The 21,531-nt window shown below is 69.7% G+C and carries 21 protein-coding genes; 14 read left to right on the forward strand and 7 right to left on the reverse strand.

Going from position 1 to position 21,531, the window contains the following annotated elements; translation table 11 throughout:
- Positions 1 to 13: 13 nt before the first annotated feature.
- Positions 14 to 1,312: a dicarboxylate/amino acid:cation symporter gene (locus GB932_RS00485; protein WP_156758842.1), complete on the reverse strand. Its 1,299-nt coding sequence runs from the start codon at positions 1,310 to 1,312 to the stop codon at positions 14 to 16.
- Between the two features lie 120 nt (positions 1,313 to 1,432).
- Complete coding sequence (locus GB932_RS00490) at positions 1,433 to 2,113, reverse strand: YoaK family protein (protein ID WP_156758843.1); 681 nt, start codon at positions 2,111 to 2,113, stop codon at positions 1,433 to 1,435.
- A 164-nt stretch (positions 2,114 to 2,277) separates the two neighbouring features.
- On the opposite strand from GB932_RS00490, the gene GB932_RS00495 reads away from it, so the two are divergent.
- The 9 genes from GB932_RS00495 (at position 2,278) to GB932_RS00535 (ending at position 11,510) form a co-directional block, all read left to right on the forward strand.
- Positions 2,278 to 2,724, forward strand: coding sequence for a YbhB/YbcL family Raf kinase inhibitor-like protein (locus GB932_RS00495; RefSeq protein WP_156758844.1), 447 nt, complete (start codon positions 2,278 to 2,280; stop codon positions 2,722 to 2,724).
- A 163-nt stretch (positions 2,725 to 2,887) separates the two neighbouring features.
- Positions 2,888 to 3,973, forward strand: coding sequence for an ABC transporter substrate-binding protein (locus tag GB932_RS00500; protein ID WP_156758845.1), 1,086 nt, complete (start codon positions 2,888 to 2,890; stop codon positions 3,971 to 3,973).
- A gap of 41 nt (positions 3,974 to 4,014) precedes the next feature.
- The gene (locus tag GB932_RS00505) at positions 4,015 to 4,797 is read left to right on the forward strand and encodes an ABC transporter ATP-binding protein (RefSeq protein WP_156758890.1); all 783 of its coding nucleotides are present in this window, start codon (positions 4,015 to 4,017) and stop codon (positions 4,795 to 4,797) included.
- Positions 4,787 to 5,614, forward strand: coding sequence for an ABC transporter permease (locus GB932_RS00510; protein WP_156758846.1), 828 nt, complete (start codon positions 4,787 to 4,789; stop codon positions 5,612 to 5,614). Before GB932_RS00505 ends, GB932_RS00510 begins: the two co-directional genes overlap by 11 nt.
- Positions 5,611 to 6,465, forward strand: a complete 855-nt coding sequence (locus tag GB932_RS00515; RefSeq protein ID WP_231915935.1) for an ABC transporter permease — start codon at positions 5,611 to 5,613, stop codon at positions 6,463 to 6,465. Before GB932_RS00510 ends, GB932_RS00515 begins: the two co-directional genes overlap by 4 nt.
- 122 nt (positions 6,466 to 6,587) lie before the next feature.
- Complete coding sequence (locus tag GB932_RS00520; protein ID WP_156758847.1) at positions 6,588 to 8,123, forward strand: alanine/glycine:cation symporter family protein; 1,536 nt, start codon at positions 6,588 to 6,590, stop codon at positions 8,121 to 8,123.
- A 71-nt stretch (positions 8,124 to 8,194) separates the two neighbouring features.
- Positions 8,195 to 9,733 (forward strand): circularly permuted type 2 ATP-grasp protein, encoded by a 1,539-nt coding sequence (locus GB932_RS00525; RefSeq protein WP_156758892.1) that lies wholly within the window; start codon positions 8,195 to 8,197, stop codon positions 9,731 to 9,733.
- A complete protein-coding gene (locus tag GB932_RS00530; RefSeq protein WP_156758848.1) occupies positions 9,727 to 10,653 on the forward strand; it encodes an alpha-E domain-containing protein in 927 nt (308 codons plus the stop codon). The genes GB932_RS00525 and GB932_RS00530 overlap by 7 nt, the downstream gene beginning before the upstream one ends.
- A 23-nt stretch (positions 10,654 to 10,676) precedes the next feature.
- A complete protein-coding gene (locus GB932_RS00535) occupies positions 10,677 to 11,510 on the forward strand; it encodes a transglutaminase family protein (RefSeq protein WP_156758849.1) in 834 nt (277 codons plus the stop codon).
- A 103-nt stretch (positions 11,511 to 11,613) separates the two neighbouring features.
- Here the strand turns inward: GB932_RS00535 and GB932_RS00540 are convergent, their stop codons facing one another.
- The 4 genes from GB932_RS00540 to purS all read right to left on the reverse strand — a co-directional run bounded on the left by GB932_RS00540 (position 11,614) and on the right by purS (position 14,727).
- Entirely contained in the window at positions 11,614 to 12,366 is a 753-nt protein-coding gene (locus tag GB932_RS00540; protein WP_156758850.1) for an SDR family NAD(P)-dependent oxidoreductase, read from the reverse strand.
- 157 nt (positions 12,367 to 12,523) lie between these two features.
- Positions 12,524 to 13,453 carry a 2-hydroxyacid dehydrogenase gene (locus tag GB932_RS00545; protein WP_156758851.1) on the reverse strand — a complete coding sequence of 310 codons (930 nt, stop codon included), beginning with the start codon at positions 13,451 to 13,453 and terminating at the stop codon, positions 12,524 to 12,526.
- Between the two features lie 321 nt (positions 13,454 to 13,774).
- Positions 13,775 to 14,482, reverse strand: a complete 708-nt coding sequence (gene purQ, locus GB932_RS00550) for a phosphoribosylformylglycinamidine synthase subunit PurQ (protein ID WP_156758852.1) — start codon at positions 14,480 to 14,482, stop codon at positions 13,775 to 13,777.
- Complete coding sequence (purS, locus tag GB932_RS00555; RefSeq protein WP_156758853.1) at positions 14,479 to 14,727, reverse strand: phosphoribosylformylglycinamidine synthase subunit PurS; 249 nt, start codon at positions 14,725 to 14,727, stop codon at positions 14,479 to 14,481. Before purS ends, purQ begins: the two co-directional genes overlap by 4 nt.
- A 120-nt stretch (positions 14,728 to 14,847) precedes the next feature.
- Here purS and GB932_RS00560 point away from each other — a divergent pair, with 120 nt between their 5' ends.
- Positions 14,848 to 15,189 (forward strand): PLD nuclease N-terminal domain-containing protein, encoded by a 342-nt coding sequence (locus GB932_RS00560; RefSeq protein ID WP_156758854.1) that lies wholly within the window; start codon positions 14,848 to 14,850, stop codon positions 15,187 to 15,189.
- Between the two features lie 52 nt (positions 15,190 to 15,241).
- On the opposite strand, the gene zapE is transcribed toward GB932_RS00560, so the two are convergent.
- Positions 15,242 to 16,366 (reverse strand): cell division protein ZapE, encoded by a 1,125-nt coding sequence (zapE, locus tag GB932_RS00565; RefSeq protein WP_197517180.1) that lies wholly within the window; start codon positions 16,364 to 16,366, stop codon positions 15,242 to 15,244.
- A gap of 210 nt (positions 16,367 to 16,576) precedes the next feature.
- Between zapE and GB932_RS00570 the strand changes: the two genes are divergently transcribed.
- From GB932_RS00570 to GB932_RS00585, 4 genes are all read left to right on the forward strand, one after another.
- Complete coding sequence (locus tag GB932_RS00570; protein ID WP_231915936.1) at positions 16,577 to 17,893, forward strand: ABC transporter substrate-binding protein; 1,317 nt, start codon at positions 16,577 to 16,579, stop codon at positions 17,891 to 17,893.
- An 83-nt stretch (positions 17,894 to 17,976) separates the two neighbouring features.
- Positions 17,977 to 19,005 carry a carbohydrate ABC transporter permease gene (locus GB932_RS00575; protein WP_156758857.1) on the forward strand — a complete coding sequence of 343 codons (1,029 nt, stop codon included), beginning with the start codon at positions 17,977 to 17,979 and terminating at the stop codon, positions 19,003 to 19,005.
- Positions 19,006 to 19,040: 35 nt separating this feature from the next.
- The gene (locus GB932_RS00580; protein ID WP_156758893.1) at positions 19,041 to 19,919 is read left to right on the forward strand and encodes a carbohydrate ABC transporter permease; all 879 of its coding nucleotides are present in this window, start codon (positions 19,041 to 19,043) and stop codon (positions 19,917 to 19,919) included.
- A 71-nt stretch (positions 19,920 to 19,990) separates the two neighbouring features.
- Complete coding sequence (locus GB932_RS00585; protein ID WP_156758858.1) at positions 19,991 to 21,400, forward strand: GH1 family beta-glucosidase; 1,410 nt, start codon at positions 19,991 to 19,993, stop codon at positions 21,398 to 21,400.
- Positions 21,401 to 21,531 lie beyond the last annotated feature (131 nt).

Here is a 21,531-nt window from a genome sequence, read left to right on the forward strand (position 1 = left end):
GGCGCCCCGACGCTCAGTCGAGGTCGTCGGCCCGCTCGAACTCCTTCTCCATGGCCGCGACGTCGACCTCTTCCGTCGTGACCGTCTTCTTCTCGTCGTAGACGTCGCGGTCGATCTCGTTCGTCGCGTGGGCGACGAGCATGGCCACGAACGTGTCGCCGTTGACGTTGAGGAATGTCCGCAGGATGCCGGTGAACCAGTCCACCGCGATCAGCAGGCCGACGGCTTCGAAGGGGAGCCCGAGCGACGTCGCGAGGAACATGCCGACGACGGGGAAGCCGCCGGGCACGGTGATCGTGCCGATGTTGAGCAGGATCGCGAGCACCATCCCGAGGATGATCTGGCCCGGCTCAAGCTGGATCCCGCCCGCCTGGGCGAGGAACAGCACGACGATCGTGTAGTTGAGGACGGCGCCGCACGATCCCATCGTCATGCCGACCGACAGGGTGAAGTTCGCGACGCGACGGCTGACGCCCACCTTCTCGACCGCGTCGCGCAGCACGGTGGGGAAGGTGATGGCGGAGCTCGTCGTCGTGACGGCGACGACGGTCTGCGCGGCGAGCTTCCGCGGGAGCCGCCACGGGCTGAGGCGAGTGACCGCGCTGACGACCGCGACCATGATCACCGTCATGGCGACGACGCCGAGGAGGGTCGTGCCGAGGTACGCGAGCGCCGAGGTGACGACCGCGAAGCCGACGGTGCCGGCGAGATCCGCGAGCAGGCAGAAGACGCCGATCGGCGCGATGCGCATCACGAGCCGGATCATCGTCAGCACGACCTGCTGCACCTGGTCGGCGACGTCCAGCACGAGGCGGTTGCCCGACTTCCGGACGTACGCACCGAGTGCGACGCCGAACACGAGCGCGAAGACGACGATCGGCACCATCGCGGCCGTCGACATCGATCCGAAGATGTTCGTCGAGACGAAACCGACGAGCGTGTCCTGCCAGCCCGTGGCCTGACCGGCCGACTCCTCGAGAGTCGGGTCGAGCTCGCCGTGGAACTCCATGCCGGCGCCGGGCCGCAGCAGCTCAGCGAGCCCCCACGCGACGACCGCCGCGATGACCGAGAAGCCGAGGATCCAGGCGAAGGTCCGCGCCATGAGCGAACCGGTGCCCCTGCCCGACATCCCACCGGTCGCGACGATGACGGAGGCCATCACGAGGGGGACGATCGACATCTGGATGAGGCGGATGAACAGGTCTCCGACGAATCCGACGTTCTCAGCCCACTCGCCGACGACGAGCCCGAACACGATCCCCAGGATCGCCCCGATGCCGATCTGGACGGCCGGATTCCGCAGTGCCTTCATGCAGTTCTCCCATTCGATGCAGGCCGACGAGGCGTCAGCCTGCGTCGAACCTACGATCGAGTGGTTACGGCGCCGTTTCCGTGCGGCGACAACCGAGCGCGCGATGGGGCGCCGCGGGGATCAGTCGGCGCGGCGGTCGATGTGGCCGACGAGCGCCGCCGCGAGCACGATGCCGCCCGCCACGATGAGGCCCGTGCCGAAGTTGACCCAGAGCAGCAGGCCCGCGCCGGCCGCGGCGCCGACGAGCATGAGGACGAGCGCGAGCAGGCGCCGGCCCCAGTTCTCGCTCGTCCCGCCCGCGAGGCGCGAGTCGGCGGCGAAGCCCGTCAGGGTCGAGGTGACGACGACGGTCGTGACGTCCTTCACTCCGAGCCGTCGCGCGCACGCGGCCTGCAGCCCCATGGCGAGGCCGAGCGCTCCGGTGACGACGAAGCCCCAGACCGTGTGCTCGACGGGCGGCGCGACGAGCGTCGCGATGCCGAGCGCGAGAACCATGCCGCCCGTGATGCCGAACGCCGTCGTCGTGAGCCCGCTCCAGCCGGCGCGCGCTCGCCGCAGCACGCGGCCCGCGAAGGCGGCGCCGATGACGAAGGCGACGAGCGCGAGCGCGGGGCCGAGCACGGGCAGATCCGAGGCGCCGACGAGGCCCATGCCGAGGATGACGATGTTGCCCGTCATGTTCGCCGTGAACACGCGGTCGAGGCCGAGGTAGCCGATCGCGTCGATCATGCCGGTCGAGAATGTCAGGACGAGCATGAGCAGGAGGTGGCGTCGTGCCGAGTCGAGGCGAGTGATGCCCATGGTCTGGTCTCCGAGTTCTCGTCGCTCTGGAAGGCGACGGCGGCGGTGCGGGGAGACTCCATGCTACGAAGAGTCGATGGCGAACCTGTTTCGCGCCTCGACGCGGAGGCGCGAGCGCGCGAGGATCGAGACGGATCCTCTTCACGACGACAAAGGAGCACCCCATGGCCTTTCCCGGCACGATCGCCGTCTCGAGCCCCGATTTCGGCGACCGCACGCGCATGCCCGACCGCTTCACGGCGGAGCACGAGGACGTCGCGCCCGTCATCGAGGTGACGGGCGTCCCCGCCGACGCGGTCGAGCTCGCCCTCATCTGCCACGACCCGGACGCGCCGATCCCGCACGGCTGGACGCACTGGACGCTGTTCGGGATCCCCGCCGACGCGACGACGATCGCCGCGGACATCGGCCGCGAGGGCATCACGACGAAGGGCGAGGCGGGCTACTCGGGCCCGCTGCCCCCTCCCGGCCACGGCGACCACAGCTACTACTTCTGGGTCTACGCCCTGAGCCGCCCCGTCGCGGGCGAGCCGACCCGCGAGGAGTTCCTTCGTGACTACGCCGACGCGGTCATCGAGCAGAATCGCGTCGTGGGCCTCTACTCGCGCTGACTCCCTCCATCCCGTAACACCCGCGCAATCTCGATGCCGGAGGATACCCAGGCCGGGCCGGGAAGAATGGACGGGTGTCGCGCCATCGGCGTCGATCCCGCAACATCCATCCCCGACCCGCATCCCGAGCATCCGGCGTGCGGTGAAACTGGAGAACACAGCAATGAGCACAAACAGCACCTTCGCGCGTCGCGGCCTCGCGACCGGCGCCATCCTCGCGGCCGGCACACTCGCCCTGACAGCATGCGGCGGATCCGCTGGCGGCGACGGCGACGACGAGTCCGCGGGCCATGGCGACATCGCCGTGCAGCAGTCGTGGATCAAGAACGAAGAGTTCGCCGGCGAGTTCTACGCCACGAAGTACGGCTACTACGAGGAGGCCGGCTTCGGCGCCGTCGACCTCATCGACGGCCCCGACACGGGCGTCGCGGGACTGCTCTCGGGCCAGCTCGACATCGCCATCAACGATGCGATCGTCACGGGTGCGGCGATCGCGAACGAGGACGCCCCGCTCACGATCGTCGGCGCGACGTTCCAGAAGAGCCCGTTCACGATCCTCTCGCTCGCCGACGGCGGGAACATCGAGACCGTGGACGACCTCGCGGGCAAGAGGATCGGCGTGCAGGACTCGAACGCGGCGCTGTTCCAGGCGCTCCTCGACGCGAACGGCATCGACGAGTCCGAGCTCGAGGTCGTGCCCGTGCAGTTCGACCCGTCGCCCCTGACGAACGGCGAGGTCGACGGCTTCTTCGCGTACACGACCAACGAGGCGCTCACGGTCGAGCTCGCGGGCAACGAGATCACGAACCTCACCTTCGCCGACAACGGCATGCCGTTCGTCGTCGAGACGTTCACCGTGACCGATCAGTTCCTCGCCGAGAACCGCGAGCTCGTCAAGGACTTCCTCGTCGCCGAGATCAAGGGCTGGGCGCAGGTTCTGAACGACCCCGAGGCGGCGGCGGACCTCGTCGTCGACGAGTTCGGCACCGACCTCGACCCCGTCAAGACGCAGGCGGGCATGCAGGCGCAGCTCGAGCTCATCGTCAGCGAGGACACCGAGGCGAACGGCCTGTTCACCGTGACGGACGAGCTGCAGCAGCAGACGATCGACAGCCTCGCGACGGCCGGCCACGAGGTCGCCGCCGAGGATCTCTTCGACCTCTCGCTCCTCGACGAGGTCTACGAGGAGAACCCCGAGCTCGTCGACTACGCGGCGCTCGGCGCCGACCTCGCGGCGGCCGCGGAGTAATCAGCGTGGCTGACGCGACACAGGCCGGTGCCCGGGGCGAGATGGGCACCGGCCTCCACATCGAGGGCCTGAACAAGGTGTTCCGCTCCGGTCGTCGCGAGACGATCGCGCTGCAGGCCGCCCATCTGCACACGGAGCAGGGCACGTTCCTGTCGCTCCTCGGCCCGTCGGGCTGCGGCAAGTCGACGATCCTCCGGATCCTCGCGGGACTCGAGGATCCGACGAGCGGGACGACGCGCGTCGACGGGCACTCGCCGAAGGAGCTCCGCAAGGCGGGCAAGCTCGGCATCGCGTTCCAGGACGCGGCGCTCCTGCCGTGGCGAAGCGTGCAGGCCAACATCCAGCTGCCGTTCGAGGTCGCCGGGGCTCCCGTCGACCGAGACTACGTCGCAGAGATGATCGACCTCGTCGGCCTGAAGGGCTTCGAGAAGGCGAAGCCCGCGCAGCTGTCCGGCGGCATGCGCCAGCGCGTGTCGATCGCGCGCTCGCTGATCATGAAGCCCGAGGTGCTGCTGTTCGACGAGCCGTTCGGCGCGCTGGACGACATGACGCGCCAGCGCCTCAACCTCGAGCTGCTGCGCATCTGGTCGTCGAAGCCGGCGACGACGCTCCTCGTGACGCATGGCATCTCCGAGGCGATCTTCCTCAGCGACAAGGTCGCCGTGATGAGCCCGCGGCCCGGCCGCATCAAGGCGGTCATGGACATCGACCTGCCGCGCCCGCGCACGCCCGAGATGATGCGGAGCCCTGAGTTCCACGCGTACGTGGACGAGGCGTCCGACCTGCTGTTCGGATCCGACGGTCCCACCGACGATGACTTCTGAGCGACAGGGGCGGTTCCCCGCGTGGGCGACGTCGGCACTCGGCGCCGCGGCGATCGTCGCACTGTGGTTGCTCGCGGCGTGGTTGTGGCGCGTCGGCGTCGCAGCCGACCCGTCCGCCCCGGCGAGCAAGGCCGACGCGGTCCCCTACCCGCAGGATGTCGTTGCGGCGGCCCTGTCGGCGGGCGCCGAGTACTTCGGCCGCCACTTCGGCGTCTCGCTCGCGGAGGCGGGCATCGGGTACGTCGTCGGCAACGCGCTCGCGCTCGTCTTCGCGGGTGTCGTGCTCGTGCTCCCCGCGATCGAGGGGATCGTCGTGCAGATCGCGACGATCACCTACTGCATCCCGATCGTCGCGATGGGTGCCGTGCTCATCGTGATGACCCCCATCCCTGACGCGGGCGAGCCTGCGCTCACCCCCATCGTCCTCGCGGGCCTCAGCGTGTTCTTCACGACGGTCGTCGGCGCCCTTCTCGGGTTGAAGACCGCCGAGCGCAGCGTGCTCGACGTCATCACGGTGTACGGCGGATCCCGCTTCACGCAGCTGCGCAAGGTGCGGCTCATCTCGGCCGTCCCCGCGATCCTGGGCGCCCTGCAGATCGCGGTCCCCGCCGCGTTCCTCGGCGCCGTGCTCGGCGAGTTCTTCGGCAAGGTCGAAGCGGGCGTCGGCCGCGCGATGATGATCGCGCAGACGAACGTCGACGCGCCGCTGGTGTGGGCGCTCGCGCTCGCATCCGGGATCGCCGCGCTCGCGGGCTACGGGATCCTCGGCCTCGTCGCCCGCGGCGTCGCGCCCTGGTCGAAGGGGGTCTCGGCATGAGCGCCGCCGTGCAGGAAGGCGCCCTCGAGCGCGAGATGCGCCGGGCGCGCACGCGCGCGACGTGGGTCGCCCTCGGCCGCAGCCTCGCGCTGTTCGCCCTCATGATCGCGGTCGTGCTCGTGCTCTGGCAGGCGCTTCTCGCGGTCTTCGGTGTGACCGAATACGTGGGCAAGGGTCCGCTCGACGTCTGGCAGTGGTTCACGCGCGATGACGATGCGGGCGAGAATCGCGCGCTCGTCTTCGGACGCCTTGGCGTGACGCTGGGGCACGCGTTCATCGGATTCGTCGCGGGCCTCGTCGTCGCGCTCGTCGTGGCGCTGCTGTTCCAGCTGTCGCGCGGCATCGAGGCGGCGCTCATGCCGCTCGCGATGCTCCTGCGGTCGGTGCCGCTCGTCGCGATGGCACCCGTGATCACGCTGATCTTCGGGCGCTCCGTGCTCGGCGTCGCCGTGATCGGCGCGATCGTCGTGCTGTTCCCCGCGCTCGTGAACATCGTCTTCGGGCTGCGCTCGGCATCGCCGCAGATGAACGACCTCATCGCCGTCTACGGCGGCGGCCCCGTCACCCAGCTCGTCAAGGTGGCGCTGCCGACCTCGCTTCCCGCGTTCTTCGCGGCCGTGCGGATCTCCGTGCCCGGTGCCTTCACGGGCGCCCTCCTTGCGGAGTGGCTCGCGACGGGCGACGGCATCGGCGGATCCCTGTCGGGAGCCATCACCCAGGCGAAGTTCACCGAGGTGTGGGCCGCCGTGGCGGTCACGACGGCCGTTGCGCTCGTGCTCTACAACCTCGTGCAGATCCTCGAGACGACCGTCCTCGCCCGCATGGGCATGGACGCACAGCGCGGGGTGTGACGCCGACACACACTGCGTGACGCGCGGATTCGCCTCGTCAGGAAAACAGGGCGAAACACGTGCGTGACGAACGGCTGACAGGCTCCTCGGCATCTGGTGTGAGGCCGAACGAAGGAGAAGCCATGTCCGAAGCGCTCAGCACGATCAGCGAGATCGTCTGGAGTGACTGGCTCGTCTATCTCTGTCTCGCGGCGGGAGTGTACTTTTCCGTTCGCTCTCGCTTCGTCCAGGTGCGGCATCTCCCCGAGATGTTCCGGCTGCTCGCGCGGGGGAAGAGGTCTGAGTCCGGGGTCTCGTCGTTCCAGGCGCTCGCGATGTCGCTCGCGGGGCGCGTGGGGACGGGGAACATCGCAGGTGTCGCGACGGCCATCGCGTTCGGTGGTCCCGGAGCGATGTTCTGGATGTGGATGGTCGCGTTCCTCGGGGCATCGACGTCGTTCGTCGAATCCACGCTGGGGCAGCTGTACAAGACGCGCGACCCGCTGACCGGCGAGTATCGGGGCGGCCCGGCCTATTATCTCCGGCAGGCCTTCGCCCATCGACGGGGCGCACGGATCCTCTCGGCCTACGGCTTCCTGTTCGCCGCCGTGACACTTCTCGCCTGCGGGCTGCTGCTTCCCGGCGTCCAAGCGAACTCCATGACGGCCGCCATGACGAACGCATGGGGCGTCCCCGCATGGTCGGTGGCGATCGCGGTCGTGATCGTGCTCGCGTTCGTCGTGATCGGGGGAGTGAAGCGGATCGCATCGTTCGCGACGATCGTCGTGCCGTTCATGGCGGTCGCCTATGTGGTGCTCGCGCTCGTGGTCGTCGTCGTCAACGCCGACCGGATCCCATCGGTCGTCGCGGACGTGTTCGCGAGCGCGTTCGGTCTGCATTCCGTGTTCGGCTCCATCATCGGCCTCGCCGTGATGTGGGGTGTCAAGCGCGGCGTCTACTCGAACGAGGCCGGGCAGGGGACGGGCCCGCACGCAGCTGCTGCCGCCGAGGTCTCGCATCCCGCGAAGCAGGGTCTCGTGCAGGCATTCGCCGTGTACGTCGACACCCTCTTCGTCTGCTCCGCGACGGGCTTCCTCATCCTGAGCACCGGCGCATACCAGGTGTTCGAGGGTGGATCCGACGACGGGGCCGTGATCGCCGATGGCGGGGCGCTGTCCCCGGGGGCGTCCGTCGGCCCGGAGTACACGCAGACCGCGTTCGACAGCCTGTTCCCCGGTGTCGGGGCGACCTTCATCGCACTGTCGCTCGCGTTCTTCTGTTTCACCACGATCGTGGCGTACTACTACATGGCCGAGACGAATCTGCGGTTCCTCGTCGGGCGCTTCGCCGCCGCCCCGGTCATCGGACTGGGCCGCGTGTCGATCGGCCGGCTGGCGACACTCGCCCTCCAGGCTCTGGTCCTCGCGGCTTCCGCATACGGATGCATGACGACGGCTGGCGACGCGTGGACACTCGGCGACATCGGCGTCGGGCTGATGGCCTGGCTGAACATCATCGGCATCCTCATCCTGCAGAAGCCCGCGTTCGCCGTCCTGCGCGACTACGAGCGGCAGAAGAGACTGGGACTCGATCCGGTGTTCGATCCGCGCGAGGTCGGCATCAGCGGGGCGGTGTTCTGGGAGGACCGCGCCGCCGAGCACGAGCTCGCGCGATCGTGAGGGATCGCGTGAGCGAGGAGGCGCTCTTCGGCGCCTACGTCGACCAGGTCGCCGATGCCGGCTACGACGAGATGTTCGATGGGGCGGCGGTGCGACCGACCTACGGCCGCGTGCACGACTCGTTCGCGGCCATGTCGCCCGACGAGGTCCGCAGGAGGGCTGACGCGAGCGCGTCGTCCTACCTCGAACAGGGCGTCACGTTCGGCGTCGCGGGCGAGGAGCGACCGTTCCCGCTCGACATCGTGCCGCGCATCATCGCGGCCGAGGACTGGTCGGACATCGACATCGGCGTGCAGCAGCGCGTGCGCGCGCTCGAGGCGTTCCTCGCGGACGTCTACGGGCCGGGCGACGCGTTCCGCGACGGTGTCGTGCCGCGCTCGACCGTGATGACGTCGCCGCACTACCACCGGCAGGTCGCAGGCATCGACGCGCCGGGCGGCGTACGGATCCACGTCGCGGGGATCGACCTCATCCGCGACGGAGACGGTGCGTTCCGCGTCCTGGAGGACAATGTGCGCATCCCGTCGGGTGTGTCCTACGTCATGACGAACCGGCAGGCGCTGTCGAGCGCGATTCCAGAGGTGTTCGCCGACCACCGGATCCGTCCCGTCGCACAGTACTCGCAGGCTCTGCTCCGGGCGCTCCGCGCCGCGGCTCCCGACGGCGTGACCGACCCCACGGTCGTCGTGCTCACCCCGGGTGTCTACAACTCCGCCTACTTCGAGCACACGCTGCTGGCGCGCACGATGGGTGTCGAGCTCGTCGAGGGGCGCGATCTCGTGTGTCGTTCCGGCCACGTCATGATGCGGACGACCACCGGGCTCGCGCCGGTGCACGTCATCTACAAGCGCGTCGACGACGAGTTCCTCGATCCGCTCCAGTTCCGGCCCGATTCGGCACTGGGCGTGCCCGGCATCGTGAACGCGGCGCGCGCTGGCAATGTGACGATCGCGAACGCCGTCGGCAACGGCGTCGCCGACGACAAGCTCGTGTACACCTACGTGCCCGACTTCATCCGGTACTACCTCGGCGAGGAGCCCGTGCTCCGCAACGTCGACACGTGGCGGCTCGGCGAACGTGAGCAGCGCGAGGAGGTCCTCGATCGTCTCGATGAGCTCGTGCTGAAGCCCGTCGACGGTGCTGGAGGGAAGGGCATCGTCATCGGCCCCGCGGCGAGCAGATCGGAGCTCGTCGCGCTGCGCGCGCGGATCCTCGCCGATCCTCGGGCGTGGATCGCTCAGCCGGTCATCTCGCTGTCCACGGTTCCCACGCTCGTCGAGGACGGTATCCGGCCCCGCCACGTCGACCTGCGTCCCTTCGCCGTGAACTCGAGAGACCGTGTCGACGTGCTGCCCGGAGGGCTCACGCGCGTCGCTCTTCCTGAGGGTGAGCTGATCGTCAACTCGAGTCGCGGCGGAGGGTCGAAGGACACCTGGGTGCTCGCCGCTCCCGGCGATCATGCCGTCGAACAGACGAGCAGACGCCGAGAGAGCGAGCCGGTGACGAGCGCGATTCCCGTCGCGCCGTCGACCGGCCCCGCGAATGCAAGGGGGCACTTCTCGGCGGAGCTGCAACAGCAGCAGGAATCCGAGAGGAGACCGTCGTGCTGAGCCGAATCGCCGAGTCCCTGTTCTGGATCGGCCGCTATCTCGAGAGGGCCGACGACACGGCGCGCATCCTCGACGTGCAGACGCAGCTGCTCGTCGAGGACGCGACGATCGACGAGCGTCTCTCGTGCGAGCATCTTCTCGCGGTCATGGGAGTCGACGGGCCCTTCGACGGCGCGGACAGGCGCATGATCCTCGAGATGCTCGCCTACGGAACCGACTCGCCCGCGTCGATCGCGAGCGCGGTCGACGCGGCACGGGAGAGCGCCCGCCGCGTGCGGGAGACGATCTCCACCGACTTCTGGGCAGCGATCAATGCGACGTGGTGGACTCTCCGTCGGTCGCGGTCGATGCGCCCGGCCGAGCTGTTCCGGACAGCGCGCACGCAGGCCGCGATGATCGCCGGCGTCGCCGACGCGACGATGCCCCGCGACGAGGGGTGGCAGTTCTACTCGCTCGGCCGCAGCATCGAACGGGTCGACATGACGGCGCGACTGCTGTCGGCGGCCTCTCTCTCGTCCGAACATCAGGTGACGTGGCCGACGACGCTCCGGTCGTGCGGCGCGTATGAGGCGTTCCTGCGCGCGTACCGCGGACGTGAGACCGACCGTGAGGCGGCCGAGTTCCTGCTTCTCGATCGTCTGTTCCCACGGTCGATCGTCTACTCGCTGGCGAAGGCGGAGGCGTCTCTCGCCACGCTGGACGCCGGCATCGCGCGCACGGGCGTCGGAGACGAGGCGCGACGCCTCCTCGGCAGGGCGCGCGCCGAGCTGGAGTACAGCCCGCTCGGCGAGACCCTCGCCGACCTCCCGCTCGGCATGGAGCGGCTGCAGCGCTCCTGTGCGACCGCCAGTGAGGTCGTGACACGCAGGTACTTCTCTCGCGCCGAGGCGCTCAGCTGGGTCGGCGAGTCGACCCTGTGAACGACGAACGGATGTGACCCGATATGCAGCTGCGCATACGCCACACGACGGGCTTCGACTACGCGGACGAGGCCGTGGCGTCGTACAACGAGGCCCGGATGCTCCCCGCGACGACGCCGCAGCAGACACTGCTGCGCGGGACGTTCGAGGTGCTTCCCGTGCCGTGGTCCACCCAGTACTCCGACTACTGGGGAACAACGGTGACGGCCTTCGAAGTCCACGAGCCGCATCTCGCTCTGACCGTCGTCGCGCACTCCCTCGTCGAGACCACCCGGCGGGGTTCGACTCCGAAGAATCGCCCCTGGGCGGCGATGGTCGCCGTGGCGGAGACGCTCTGCGAGTTCCTCGAAGTCGACGAGTGGGTGCGCCCGCCCCTGGACCTTCTGGCCGAGGTCGCTGAGCTGCGGGAACGGAGCGGGACACCGAGTGAATACGCGCGAGCAGTCGCCCGCTTCCTGCACGATCGGGTCGCCTACCTGCCCGGCGCGACGACGGTCTCGACGACGGCGGCCGACGCCTGGTCCACGCAGGCCGGCGTGTGTCAGGATCTTGCGCACCTGATGATCGGCGTCCTGCGCACGGCGGGGATCCCGGCTCGATACGTCTCGGGATACCTCCACCCGAGCCCGGTGCCGATCATCGGCGAGCTCGTCGCCGGCGAGTCGCACGCGTGGGTCGAATGGTGGGATGGCGTATGGACGTCCTTCGACCCGACGAACGACCTCGTCCCGGCCGAGCGGCACGTCGTCGTCGCACGAGGGCGCGCCTATCCGGACTGCCCCCCGCTTCGCGGGATCTACTCGTCGGGCGGGTCCTCCGCCCTGTCGGTGTCCGTCGAGGTCACTCGCGTGCGCTGAACATCGTCGCCTCGCGTCGCACGCGCAGCTCGCCTCCCGGGTGCTGCCGGCGATGAGGAAGACGACCACGCCGGCTGGGGGCCGCAAGGGCGGAGGGCGCGAGTCAGACGGTCGTGTACCCGCCGTCGATCAGGTAGTACGCGCCCGTGACGAACGATGCGTCCTCGCTGAGGAGGAAGCGGACGACCTTCGCGATCTCGTCGGCGCGGCCGAGGCGGCCGAGCGGGTGCTTCGACACGAGCGCCTCCATGACCTCGGCGGGGGCGCCGGCGAGCAGGGGCGTGTCGATGTAGCCCGGGCCGACGGCGTTGATGCGCAGGCCCTGCGGGCCGTACTCGGCGGCCGCGTTCTTCGTGATGCCGACGACCGCGTGCTTCGTCGCGGTGTACGCGCCGTTGCCGATCGCTGCGACGGTGCCGTGGATCGACGCCATGTTGACGATGGCGCCTTCGTCGGCCCCGGCTTCGAGGATGGCGGGCACCTGGTAGCGCATGCCGTAGGCGACGCCGTTGAGGTTGATGCCGACGACCGTGTCCCACGCGTCGATGTCCATCTCGCCGATCGGCGCGCTCGCGCCGCCGATCCCCGCGTTGTTGAAGGCGTAGTTCAGCTTGCCGTAGGTCTCCGTCGCGAAGGCGACGGCCCTCTCGCTGTCGGCCGCCACGGCCGTGTTGCCCTCGAACGCCGCGGCCTCGCCGCCGGCCTGCGTGATCTCGTCGACGACGCGCTGCGCCGCGGCGAACTTGATGTCGGTGACGACGACCTTCGCGCCGAGCGACGCGAGCTCCTTGGCGGTCGCCTCGCCGATGCCGGAGCCGCCTCCCGTGACCAGCGCGACCTTGCCCGTGAATCCCATGATCGTTCTCCTTCGAGAGCCCAATATTCCATCCGTATGAATGGATCTGGTGGGACAAGTCTATGCCTGTTGAAGAGGGGTGTCGTGGGGTTTCGGGTGGCGCCGGCGTGACGTACGGATCGCGGGCGTCCCCGAGGAGCGACGGCGGTGCGCGCGTTCAGCCGCCGATCACGACGTTGATCGGATCCTCGCCGCGGGCGAGGCGGGCGGCCTGCTCCGCGACGAGCTTCGCGACGCGGGGGCGCATGGCGCTCGAGAGGCCGCCCGTGTGCGGCGTGATGAACACGCCGTCGAGCGTCCACAGCGGATGGCCCGCCGGAAGGGGCTCGGGGTCGAACACGTCGCTCGCGACGCGGATCCGCCCGCGGCGCACATGCTCGACGAGCGCGTCGGTGTCGACGCTGGTGCCGCGTCCGACGTTCACGACGAGGGCGCCATCGGGCAGCGCCGCGAGGGCGGCGTCGCCGACGATGTGGCGCGTGGCGGGCCCACCGGGAAGTGCGTTGACCAGGATGTCGGCGCCGGCGAGCAGGCCGCCGAGCTCGTCGATCCCGTGCACGTGTACGCCGTCTTCGTCGCGGGCGCGCGACGCGACGGGGACGAGGTCGGCCTCGAACCCGCTCAGGCGCGCGGCGATCGCCTGGCCGACGCCGCCGTAGCCGAGCAGCACGACGCGGCGATCCGCGAGTCCGTCGGTCCAGGCGGGCTGCCACTCGCCTCGGTCCTGGTTGCGCACGGCGTCGGCCAGGCCGCGTTGTGCGACGAGCATGAGCCCGATCGCGAGCTCTGCGGTCGCGGTCTCGTGCACGCTCGACGCGTTCGCGTAGACGAGGCCCTCGGGGAGCACCTGGTCGACGCCGTCGAACCCGATCGACTGGCCCTGCACGAGCCGGGGACGGACATCGGCGAGTGCGCGCAGCGCCCTGCCCTGCTTCAGGTAGGGCGGGACGACGAGGTCGACCCGATCGCGCGGGGGCGCCTCGGCGCCGTCCCAGACGGCGATGTCGGCCTCGATCGACGGATCCAGGAGGCCACGGATGTCGTCGGCGAGCTGCTGTGTGGGGACGAGGAGCGTCAGATCGGTCACCCGGCCCACGTTACCGCCGCCCCTCCCAACACGACGCAGTCGATGCGGCGGGGGAGCGCCGGATTTCGGCCGTTCAGGGGCTCACGGCGGCGGAATGACTGCATTGTGTTGACGGGGCGTGGCTGCGCGGAGCGGGGTGCGGCGCGACGGAGATCGGGCGGGCTCGCAACACAATGCAGTCGATCCTGAAGTATCGGCGCGGAAACCCGGCGTGTTCCCGTGGTTCGGCTCGGATTGACTGCATTGTGTTGGTGGAGGTGGGCTTCCGCCGGACGCGACAGCGCCCCACCGGATCCGGCGGGGCGCTGTCGGTGAGACGGATCAGGCCGCGGTGGTGGCGAGCGACGTCACGGCGCTCTGGAAGAACCCGAGGCCGTCGACGCCGGAGCGCATCGCGGCGGACGTGTCCGGTCCGAAGCCCGGCTCGACCGCGTGCTCCGGGTGGGGCATGAGGCCGACCACGTTGCCGCGCTCGTTCGTGAGGCCCGCGATCTCGTTCAGGGATCCGTTGGGGTTCACGCCGCGGTAGCGGAACGCCACGAGCCCGTCGCCCTCGATGCGCGCGAGGGTCTCGGCGTCGGCCGTGAAGCCGCCGTCGGCGTTCTTCAGCGGGATGACGATCTCCTGGCCGGCCGCGAACGCTCCCGTCCACGCGGTGTCGGCGTTCACGACCTCGAGCTTCTGGTCGCGGCGGATGAACTGCTGGTGCGCATTGCGGATCAGTCCGCCCGGCAGCAGGTGCGCCTCGACGAGCATCTGGAAGCCGTTGCAGATGCCGAGGACCGGCATGCCGCGGCCCGCGGCGTCCTTCACCTCGGCCATGATCGGCGCGAGGGCGGCGATCGCGCCGGCGCGCAGGTAGTCGCCGTAGGAGAAGCCGCCCGGGAGGATCACGGCGTCGACGCCGTCGAGGTCGTGGGATCCGTGCCACAGGGCGACGGGTTCGGCCCCCGCGACCCGCACGGCACGCTGCGCGTCGCGGTCGTCGAGCGACCCCGGGAAGGTGACGACGCCGATGCGGGCGGTCACTCGACCACCTCGATGCGCACGACGTCCTCGATGACCGAGTTCGAGAGGACCTCGTCGGCGACGGTCTTCGCCTCGGCGAGGATCTCGTCCGTGACCTCGCCCTCGACGGTCATCTCGACGCGCTTGCCGATGCGCACGTTCTGGAAGCGCCCGTGACCGAGGCGGTCCAGGGATCCGGTGACGGCCTTGCCCTGCGGATCCAGCAGCTCGGCCTTGGGCATGACGTCGACGACGATGGTGGGCATAAGTGAGCTCCGGATGTCGCGGGCGGGTGTGCTCGTCGATTCTATCCGCCTCGCGCCCCGCGCCCGTGCGGGGCTCCGCGACACTGGTGCGCACGCGCCCGGCCCCCATACGATTCGACTATGCCGATCCTGATCGCCCTCGTGAATCTCGCGATCCTCGTCGCGACCCTCGTCGACATCATCCGGCGCCCCGAAGGCGGCATCCGATTCATGCCGAAGGTCGTGTGGCTGATCGTCGTGATCCTGCTGCCGTTCATCGGCAGTGTGCTGTGGTGGATCCTCGGCCGCGAATATGCGCCGCGCCAGGTGCAGACGACGCGATACCCCGAGCGCATGGCGCCGCCGCGTCGGGCCGTCGACACGCGCACGACCGAGCAGCAGCTCGCCGACCTCGAGCGCGAGGAGCGCGAGGCGAAGCTGCGCGAGGAGATCGCCCGCCGTCGGGCGCAGCGCGGGGAGTAGGCGATCCGCACACCGGAGTCCTCCGTCCGTGCGCGGCCGATCCCCTCCGCCCTCAGCGCAGCAGCGAGAGCCGGCTGATCAGGCGGGCCGCGTCGGGGCGCTCGGCGGCGGACGCGGCGAACTCCTCGAACGGCACAGCCGAGCTGATGGCCGTCGGCACATCCGCATCGACGAGGACATCGATCGCGTTGATGAACCGCTGCTGCGCGCCCGCCGGCGCGGTGTCGAGCGGAGGGACGTCGAGGATCACCCAGCGCCCGAACCGGCGTACCCAGTCGAGGTACTCGATCGTCGACGTCGCCTGCGCGCACAGCTCGTCGAACGTGATCCAGAGCTCGTGGGCCGCGGCCGCCGTCACGGCGAACTCGCGGTCGCGGACCGTCAGCGTCGTCGCTCCCGAGGGCGGCATCGGGCGCTCGGTCGTCCAGGATCCGCCCGCGAAGCCGGTGGCGGTCGGGGCGGACGCGCGATAGTCGGCTCCTCCGTCGAGGTGCACATGGTGCATGTGGCTCTCGATGAGGCGGATCCCCGGTTCGGCGATGTGGTGCCAGACGGGGTCGGGGAGCAGATCGGCGGGGGCGTAGTTCGAGGTCGCGACGATGCGGATCCCGTGCTCGATCGCGTGCTCGACGAGGCGGGTGAGCAGCCGCGCATCGCCCGGATCGTGGACGTGGAACTCGTCGAACACGAGCAGCTCGGCATCGCCGACGACGTCGTCGAGCGCCGCGCCGATCGGATCCGCGGAGGGGCGTGACGGGGCTGCGGTGAGCACGTCCGCCGCGGACTCCGGCCCGGTCGTGATCACGACAGGGGCGGCGGGGATCGGTGGGTCGGCGGGTCGGCGTCCGGCGGTGTCGCCAGCGGCGGGGCGGGCGATCGCACCGAACTCGGCGCGCGTTCGCTCCTCTCGCCGCTCCCGCACCGCGGTCTGTCGCGCGAACGCCGCGCGGTGCAGCTCGTCGAGGAAGCCGTGGAAGTGCACGCGCCGCTTGCTCGCATATGGCGCGTGACGGAAGTACGCGTCGGCGAGCCACGACTTCCCGCGCCCCACGGGCCCGTGGATGTAGACGCCGCGCTCCGATCCGGCCACCGCCTCGACGGCCGCGATCTGCCCGTCGTCGAGGGCGAACCCGCTCGCCGCGGCGTCGGCGTGGATCCGCGAGAGGAGTGCGTGCACTCGTCCATCCTCGACCCGTGGCACAACGCAGTCAAAACAGGGCGGTGACCGTCTCTCCGGCCCCTGGCGCAACGGTCCCGCCCGAATCGACTGCATCGTGTTGGGGGAGAGTGGGCGCTTGACACCTTGAGAGCGCTCCCACTAGTCTTCCACTCAGCCATGGGAGCGCTCCCATGCTGTCCCACCACCCACCACGAAGGAGTGGACACCGTGTCAACACGTGCCCTGCGCAAGACGGCCGTCGGCATCGCCGCGACGGCAGCCGGAGCCCTCGCTCTCGCCGGCTGCTCCCCAGCCGCCGACGGATCGGACGGATCCGGATCCGGATCCGACGAGGACATCACCCTCACCATCACCACCTTCGGAACCTTCGGCTACGACGGACTGTACGAGGAGTACGAGGCCGCGAATCCGAACGTGACGATCGAGGCCACGAACATCGACACGGGCGGAAACGCCCGCACCGACCTGTTCACCAAGCTGGCGGCCGGCTCGGGCGCCTCCGACATCGTCGCGATCGAGGAAGGGTGGATCGGCGCCGTGATGGAGGTCTCGACCGAGTTCGTCGACCTCACCGAGCACGGCATCGCCGATCGGAAGGACGACTGGGTGCCGTGGAAGTACGACGGCGCGACCGACCCCGACGGCCGCGTGATCGGCTACGGAACCGACGTGGGGCCGGCGGGCATCTGCTACAACAAGCCCGCCTTCGAGGCCGCGGGCCTGCCGACGGATCGCGACGAGGTCGCGGAGCTGCTCGAGGGCGATTGGGCACACTACTTCGAGGTCGGACAGCAGTACACCGACGCGAGCGACAAGGCCTGGTTCGACCAGTCGGGCTTCGTCTGGAACTCGATGGTGAACCAGCTCGCCGAGGGGTACTACACCGCGGACGGCGAGCTCAACATCGACGGCAACAGCGAGCTCCGCGAGCGCTTCGACCTGCTCGCCGCGGCGGTCGAGGGCGGCCAGTCGGCCGCGCAGACCGAGTGGGACTGGAACGGGGGCAGGTCGTTCGTCGACGGCACCTTCGCCACCTACGTCTGCCCGGGCTGGATGCTCGGCGTCGTGCAGGGCCAGATCGAGGCAGGCGGCGGCGACGCCGACACCGGCTGGGACTTCGCCGATGTGTTCCCCGGCGGAGCCGGCAACTGGGGCGGCGCCTGGCTGTCCATCCCCGAGAGCAGCATGCACAAGGAGGCGGCGGCCGAGCTCGCAGACTGGCTGACGCAGCCCGAGCAGCAGGTGAAGCAGGCGACGGCCGCTGGCAACTTCCCATCGACCGTCGAGGCACAGGAGACGCTCGCCGCCGATGCGACGCCGAACGAGTTCTTCGGCGGGGCGCCGACGGGGGCGATCCTCGCCGAGCGCGCCAAGGGCGTGCAGGCGCAGTTCAAGGGCCCGGACGACTCGGTGATCCAGGAGAACGTGTTCGGCCCGGCGCTCGACAAGCTCGACCGCGGTGAGGCCGACGCCGACGAGGCGTGGGACGAGGCGCTGGGCCTCCTCGGCGACCTCGTCGAGTGACTGCACGCTGACCCGGTGCGCGCCGGGACCATCCCGGCGCGCACCGCGTCCCGCCCCTTCGGAGACACGAGGATCCACCCGACATGACCATGACCGACGCACCGGCGCCGCCGTCCGCGGCTCCCGCACCGCCGCCCGAGCCACCGCGCCGCACCTTCCGCCAGCGCCTCTCGCGATTCGACCTCAAGGCGTCGCCGTACTTCTACGTCTCGCCGTTCTTCCTCCTGTTCGCGCTCGTCGGGCTGTTCCCGCTCGGCTACACCGTCTGGGTGTCGCTGCACGAGTGGGACCTGCTGAAGGGGCGGGGTGAGTTCGTCGGCCTCGGCAACTTCGCCGAGATCCTGGCGGACGGGATGTTCTGGAACTCGCTCGGCAACACGCTCAGCATCTTCGTGATGTCCGCCGTCCCCCAGCTCGTCGTCGCGCTCGTCGTCGCCTACCTGCTCGATCAGGGGCTGCGCGCCGCGACCTTCTGGCGGATGGGCGCCCTCGTGCCGTTCATCGTCACGCCCGTCGCCGTCGCCCTCATCTTCTCGAGCATCTTCGGCGAGGCCGATGGTCTCGCGAACAACCTGCTGAACCTCATCGGCATCTCCGACCTCGACTGGAAGCACGACACCTTCCTCAGCCACGTCGCGGTCGCGACCATGGTCAACTTCCGCTGGACCGGATACAACGCCCTCATCCTCCTCGCGGCCATGCAGGCCGTGCCGCGAGACCTCTACGAGTCGGCCGCGCTCGACGGGGCGGGCAGCATCCGCCGCTTCTTCTCGATCACGATCCCCACGATCCGCCCGACGCTGATCTTCGTGATCATCACCGCCACGATCGGCGGGCTGCAGATCTTCGCCGAGCCGAAGCTGTTCGACGCGTCGAGCGCCGGCGGAATCGGCGGATCCGATCGACAGTTCCAGACGACCGTCCTGTTCCTCTGGGAGCTCGCATTCTTCCGCCGCGACTTCGGCGAGGCCGCAGCCGTCGCGTGGCTGCTGTTCCTGCTCATCGTCGGCATCGGGCTCATCAACTTCCTCATCTCGCGCCGCATCGCCACGGGCGCGTCACCGAAGCCGAACCGTCAGACCCGCCGCGCGACGAAGGGAACCCGTCGATGACCGCCCACACCGCAGGCGCCACGAAGGCGATCGTCATGGGGGACACCGCGGCCGACACGCGCCCGCCCCGCCGACGCGCGAAGGGCGGCCTCGCGGGGATCGGCAGTCGGCCGGGCTTCCTCGTCTACGGTCTGCTCGCCGCCTTCCTGCTCGGCAGCACCTACCCGCTGTGGTGGTCATTCGTCGTCGGCAGCGGCACGAACGCGACCCGCGGCGAGACCTTCCCGCTCGTCCCCGGCGGCAACTTCCTCGACAACGCGGCGCGCGTGTTCGACGCGATCCCCTTCTGGCTCGCCCTCGGCAACTCCGTCGTCATCTCGTCGATCATCACCGTGTCGGTCGTGTCGTTCTCGACGCTCGCCGGATACGCGTTCGCGAAGCTGCGGTTCCGCGGCCGCGACGGGCTCATGGTGTTCGTGATCGCCACGATGGCGATCCCGACCCAGCTCGGCGTGATCCCGCTGTTCATGGTCATGCGCCAGTTCGGCTGGACGGGCACGATCGGCGCCGTGATCGTGCCGACCCTCGTGACGGCATTCGGCGTCTTCTTCATGCGTCAGTACCTCGTCGACGTGATCCCCGACGAGCTGATCGAGGCCGCCCGCGTCGACGGCGCGAACCAGTTCCGCACCTTCCTGACGGTCGGGCTGCCGGCCGCGCGACCCGCCACGGCGATCCTCGGTCTGTTCACGTTCATGACGGCGTGGACCGACTTCCTCTGGCCGATGATCGTGCTCAGCCCGCAGAACCCCACCCTGCAGACGGCGCTGAGCCAGCTGCAGTCGGGGTACTACGTCGACTACTCGGTCGTGCTCACCGGCGCCGTGATGGCGACGATCCCTCTGCTGATCCTGTTCGTCGTCGCCGGCCGGCAGCTGATCAGCGGCATCATGGCTGGTGCGGTCAAGGGCTGAACGCCCTCCACCATCTGTTCCTCGGCGTCGGGGGGATCCCTCGCGCCGTCGCAGCACTCAGAAAGGCACTCATGACCCGCTCGTTCCCCGACGACTTCCTCTTCGGAGCCGCCACCGCCGCCTACCAGATCGAGGGCGCCGCGTTCGAGGACGGACGCACCGCCAGCATCTGGGACGCGTTCGCGCGCGTCCCCGGCGCCGTGATCGACGCGGACAACGGCGATGTCGCGTGCGACCACTATCACCGCTCCGGCGACGACATCGCCCTCATGAAGGACCTCGGGATCCAGAGCTACCGGTTCTCGACGTCGTGGTCGCGCGTGCGGCCCGACGGCGGCGCCATCAACCAGCGGGGCATCGACTTCTACTCGCGCCTCGTCGACCAGCTCCTCGCGGCCGACATACTGCCGTGGCTGACCCTCTACCACTGGGACATGCCGCAGGCGCTCGAGGAGAAGGGCGGCTGGACATCGCGCGACACGGTCGAGCGATTCGTCGAGTACGCCGCCACGATGCACGACGCGCTCGGCGACCGCGTCGACATCTGGACCACGCTCAACGAGCCGTGGTGTTCGTCGTTCCTCTCGTACACGGCCGGCGTCCACGCGCCGGGTCGCCAGAGCGTCCGCGACGGACTGCTCGCATCGCATCACCTCCTCCTCGCGCACGGGGAGACAGTGCGCGAGCTGCGCTCCCGCGACGCGGACCTCGACCTGGGTCTGACGCTCAACCTCACGGTCGCGGACGCCGCGGATCCGGACAGCGCCGCCGACCGTGACGCCGCCCGCCGCATCGACGGACAGTTCAACCGATGGTTCCTCGACCCCGTCTTCCGCGGATCCTTCCCCGCCGACGTCGTCGAGGACATCCGACGGGTCGACGACGCGGCCGTCGCCGAGTTCCTCGATGCGGTGCGCCCCGGCGACCTCGAGACGATCTCGCAGCCGCTCGACTTCCTCGGCGTGAACTACTACCACGGCGAGCTCGTCGGGGGCGAGCCCGCGGCCGACGCGCCATCGGACGGGCACGCCGACACCCAGCGGCCGACGCGCTCCCCCTACCCTTCGCACGAGGGGATCCACTGGCACGATCGCGGCCTCGACCGCACCGGCATGGCGTGGGAGGTGCAGCCCGAGGGCCTCACGCGGCTGCTTGAGCGCGTCGCCGCCGACTACGACGTCCCGCCGCTCTTCGTCACCGAGAACGGCGCGGCATACGACGACGAGCTCGTGGACGGATCCGTCGACGACGCCGAGCGCACCGCGTTCGTGCGCGCCCACATCGCAGCCGTCGCCGACGCGATCGACCACGGTGTCGACGTGCGCGGCTACTTCTACTGGTCGCTCCTCGACAACTTCGAATGGGCATGGGGCTACGACAAGCGGTTCGGGATCGTGCGCGTCGACTACGACACGCAGGAGCGCACCGTGAAGCGCAGCGGCCGGGAGTACGCGCAGATCATCGCGGCGCGCGCCGTGTGAATCTTCCCGCCGGAGGGGCGAGAAGATTCCCTGTGTCGATGGCGGATCCGGCTTCGCCGTCCGCGTGGGACCCATCTGAGGGGCGTCGGCGGCACGTCGACGCCCCTCGGTGTCCCTGTGCGGCCGTGGTG

Origin of the sequence: Microbacterium karelineae (genome assembly GCF_009745985.1) — a bacterium.
Taxonomy (GTDB): Bacteria; Actinomycetota; Actinomycetes; order Actinomycetales; family Microbacteriaceae; genus Microbacterium; species Microbacterium karelineae.